Genomic DNA, 3,874 nt, shown 5'->3' with positions numbered 1-3,874 from the left:
CCGCTGGCATTCGTCGCGTCGACTTCGCGCCAACTTACGTGCGGCCTCTCGCGCATCACCGGCTCAGGAGCGCGCGGCGTGGACCGCCGCGCTCTCCCCCTCGCCCTAAAAGGGCGAAAGTCGAGTCGGAGGGGAGCCGGAGGCATGAGGACCTTCGTCACTCAGCACGTCCACTCGCTCGGGAGAGGTCGTTCCGCGAGGCGTGTAGCCCAGCGTTCCGCCACGCCCGGGAGCATGCGGCACCAACGCGCATCCCGTGGCAAGCAACACGAGCAGGAGCAGTGCGTTAGCGCGCATTGTCCACCCCCAGGCCCACCGAGGCGAAGGCCCCCGGCCGCAGCGTCCCTTCCGTCGTGGGGAACAGCAGCGTGCCGGCCGTCCCCATCGCGTAGAGCTTCCCGCCAAGGAACCTCCAGCGGACCTCCGCCGCTCCCAGGTAGCGCGCCCCGGGCTTCCCAGCTCCAACGGCGAGCCCCTTCAACGCGGCTTCCAAGGCGCGCTCGAAGAGCTGCACCGCCACGCGACCGTCCACGTCGACGCGCCCCCACGAGAAGGCTTCCGCGCCCACCGAGAGGTTCAGGTGCTTGTAGGGCCCGCCGTAGCTGACGGCATCCCACTCCACGATGGCCTCTCCGAATGCGGAGTAGCCGTCCGGGAAGTGCGCCTCCGCGAGCGGCACGCCATTGGGGCCAGCCGACTGGAAGCGCGCCAGCTCGTAGTCCGCGCCGAAGAAGCCTTGCCGGAAGCCGCCATGCTGGCGCCTCGCCTCCAGTCGAAGGCGCAGGTTGAACCTCTCGGAGAGGGAGTCCACCCCGCCTCCCATGACAGCGCCCCAAGCACCGCCCTCTCCCGGCCGGCCGCCCCACCCCGCGTTCACGTAGGCCTCCATGCCGGGCCGCACCACCATCACCGCCATGGCATCCAGGTGGGCCAGCGTCATCGAGGGCGCTGCTCCTCCCGCTCTCCCCCAGTCATGGGCGGAGGACAGGGCCAGCGTGTACCGGCCTCGCTGCTCGGGTTCCCCGAAGAGGAGGTGCTCCAGGTCCAGGGAGAACTCCGCGCCCACCAGCCGCGCGCCAAGCACATCCGAGACGAACGCTTCTGTGTAGAGCGGACCCAACGTGCCCGTGAAGATGCCCCCGGCCGGGTGGTAGTCGGGATTCGTGCGGTTGGAGTAGCGGCGGACGAGATGGCCGGAGAGGAGCTTGTACGCCTCCAGCGGGCCGACCCAGATGCCCATGGGCGCGTTGTCAGAGCCCAACAGGAGCCCTCGAACGAGCTGCCCCCAGTCCGAGAGCGTGTCCCAGTCCTCGCGACGCACGAGGGCCCCGCCGTCATTCCCACCCCACAGGCGAAAGCGCACGGGCGCCCCCAGGTTGACGCCGAACTCGGGTCCACCGTCGAGGATGAACGTGGGCTCCACCTGCACGAAACCCTCGTCTTCCCCCGCGCCAGCACGAGGCAGCAGCGCGAGTGACGTGGCTTCGACGCGCGTCAGGTAGTGCCACTTGCGCGCGGGTGGTACGGCCGGGGTGGTGGATGATTCCTGCTCAGGGACGGGAGGCTCCGAGGCCCATCCCGTTGTCGGCAACAGCAACAGCAGCGCGGCCAGACAGCTTCGCTTCCTGTGCATACACGCCTCCTGTGCGTGCCCCGGAATGAGGCACGAAGAACACACGTCTCCCGGTCGGCTTGCGACTCGCGCCGCGCCGGTGGTGAATCCGCGGTGGTGAGGGGAAAGAGGGACGCCGCTACGCGGTCAGCACCTTCGTCAACGTGCGGCGGCGCGGACCTGCACCGGGCTCCGTTGCCACTTCATCGGGCGCGCGCGACGACGTGCGCTGCGTGCCCCGAGGCGAGACAGAATCCGTGGTGGGCTCGGAACGGCGCCACACTTCGGAAACAGGGGGTGTGATTCCGCCTTCGTCGCTCGGCAACTCGAAGTCCCAGAGTCCCTCGCTGGCCTCCCCGAGCGCGTGCTGGGCCTCCTGCAATGCCTCCTCGCACGTGTACCCGCCCAGCCGCGCCAACTGCGCGCGCAAGACGAGCTCCACCTCCGCCGCTACCCCGAAGCGCTCGGCGGGATTGCGGCGCAGCAACGTGTGGAGGATGTCACGGAGCGGAACCGAGAGCCCTTGCGCCGCATGCTCGACATCCTCGGAGCCGTAGGCCACGGCGCACCAGATGGCATCCTCCGCGAACGCGGGCAGTTCCGTCACCACGGAGGCCACCGAGGCCGCGAGCGCGCGTTCCCGTTCCTCCTTCGACAGCCGCGCCTCCACTTCTTCAATGCGGACATGTCCCGGGTCGTAGAGGTGTCGGCCCGTGGCGAACTCCAGCAACGTCAGCCCCAGGGAGAACAGGTCCGCTCGCGCGTCCACCACTTCGCCCAGCAACACCTCGGGTGCCGAGTAGAGGACTTCACCTTGGGGACGCGGCAGGGACGTTGCCAACCGTCCCGAGAGGCGAGAGAGCGCTACGCCAAAGTCCGTCAGTCGCACCTCGCCGTGCGGACCCAGGCGGATGCGCGCGGGATTCACGTCCCGGTTGACGATGCCGAGCGAGAAGCCCGCGTCATCCGTGCAGGCATGCGCGTAGGCCAGGGCCGCCGCGACCTCCGCGCCCACGTAGAGGATGAACGACTCGGAGAAGTAGCGGCCGCGCGCCTGGGCAACGGTCAGCAGGGTGTTGAGCGACAGCCCTTCCACGTTCTCCATCGCCACGCATAGGCCCATCTCCGACTCGAAGAGGCCATGGACACGCGCGATGCTCGGGTGGCGAAGGTGCTGGGCGAGCCGCACCTCTTCCTCCAGCCGGGCTCGCGTGCGCAGGTGCTTCTCCGTCGCGTCCGCCACCTTCGGCAGGGGCAGGCACTTGAGCATCACACATTCCCCGAGGCCTTTGGGCGTGCGGGTCCGCGCGAGGAGGATTCGCTCTCCGACGCGCCCCTCCCCCAAGTCCCGGAAGAACTCGTAGGAGGTGTCGCCGTTAGTGAATAGGACAACGCTCCCGGCGGACCGAGAGTCAGACGGATTGGACATGGGCAGGAAGCTCCGAGTGCCCGCGCGACAGGGATTCGCGCAAAGGCAGACTCAAGGTACTGCCAGCCCCGTCAAAGCTGAACGACGTGACAGGTTCAAAAAGATGGAATTATCATTTACCCGGAGTGAACCCTGAGAAGTCCATTTTGCAAACTCCCTTTACGTCCTCAGAGGGAAACTAGGGCCAGCGCTCGACGAAATAGGCAGGGAACGACCGGTTGAGCTGCGCCTCCCCTGGCTTGGAGTCCTGCCCCTTCTCCATGTACCCCTTGCGCCCCAGGACAATGCATACCGGAACCGTCCGGCCATCTGGAAGGTGCGCCTCCGTGTAGCGTCCTACGGCCACTTCTCCACGGGTCCAGAGATAGCCCGAGAGCAAAGTCCCCGCTGGAAGCCCTCGCACGTAACTGATTCGCACCACCCCGGTCACAGGCCCATCGGAATAGAGGCCAGCATCGGACTGCATACCGGGTTGGCTTCTATCGAGAGTGAGGATCATCGAATCGCCCGGTCTCAGCCAAAGCCCGCCCTTCGCCTGTCGACTGAACATGACCTCGCGCGCTTCGGAGGGGCAGTCACCGGGCTCAGGTCGGACTTGGGCACCTGGGCACCCCATGGAGAGCGCGGCAACGGCGGTCGCACTCGCGCACGTCTTGAGGAACCCGGCCCACGGAGACGGAGGCCAGCTCGGGCGGGAGGCCAGAGCCTTCGGCCTCCTGGAGGTGGACTCGGCGGGAGGGGACGTCGGAACGGGAGCGCGCTTCACGGGAGGGCTTTCTTTCTCGGCAGGTGCAGGAGGGGGCAACGCTACCGCAGGGGACGCCGCCATGGGG

Annotated in this window: 2 protein-coding genes; both read right to left on the bottom strand. The window is 67.8% G+C overall.

What is annotated here, in order from left to right; translation table 11 throughout:
- Positions 1–286 precede the first annotated feature (286 nt).
- Positions 287–1,633, bottom strand: a complete 1,347-nt coding sequence (locus tag FL311_RS41765) for a hypothetical protein (RefSeq protein WP_141333181.1) — start codon at positions 1,631–1,633, stop codon at positions 287–289.
- Between the two features lie 118 nt (positions 1,634–1,751).
- A complete protein-coding gene (locus tag FL311_RS41760; RefSeq protein ID WP_141333180.1) occupies positions 1,752–3,041 on the bottom strand; it encodes a protein kinase in 1,290 nt (429 codons plus the stop codon).
- Positions 3,042–3,874: the final 833 nt, after the last annotated feature.

The sequence above is a fragment of the Myxococcus sp. AB025B genome, from assembly GCF_006518215.1.
Classification (GTDB): domain Bacteria; phylum Myxococcota; class Myxococcia; order Myxococcales; family Myxococcaceae; genus Myxococcus; species Myxococcus fulvus.
This window is presented reverse-complemented; position numbering and strand designations above follow the sequence as displayed.

Bases quoted from the DNA above. Each gene is read 5' to 3' on its own strand.
- FL311_RS41765 (WP_141333181.1), bottom strand. From the start codon at position 1,633: ATGCACAGGAAGCGAAGCTGTCTGGCCGCGCTGCTGTTGCTGTTGCCG.
- FL311_RS41760 (WP_141333180.1), bottom strand. From the start codon at position 3,041: ATGTCCAATCCGTCTGACTCTCGGTCCGCCGGGAGCGTTGTCCTATTC.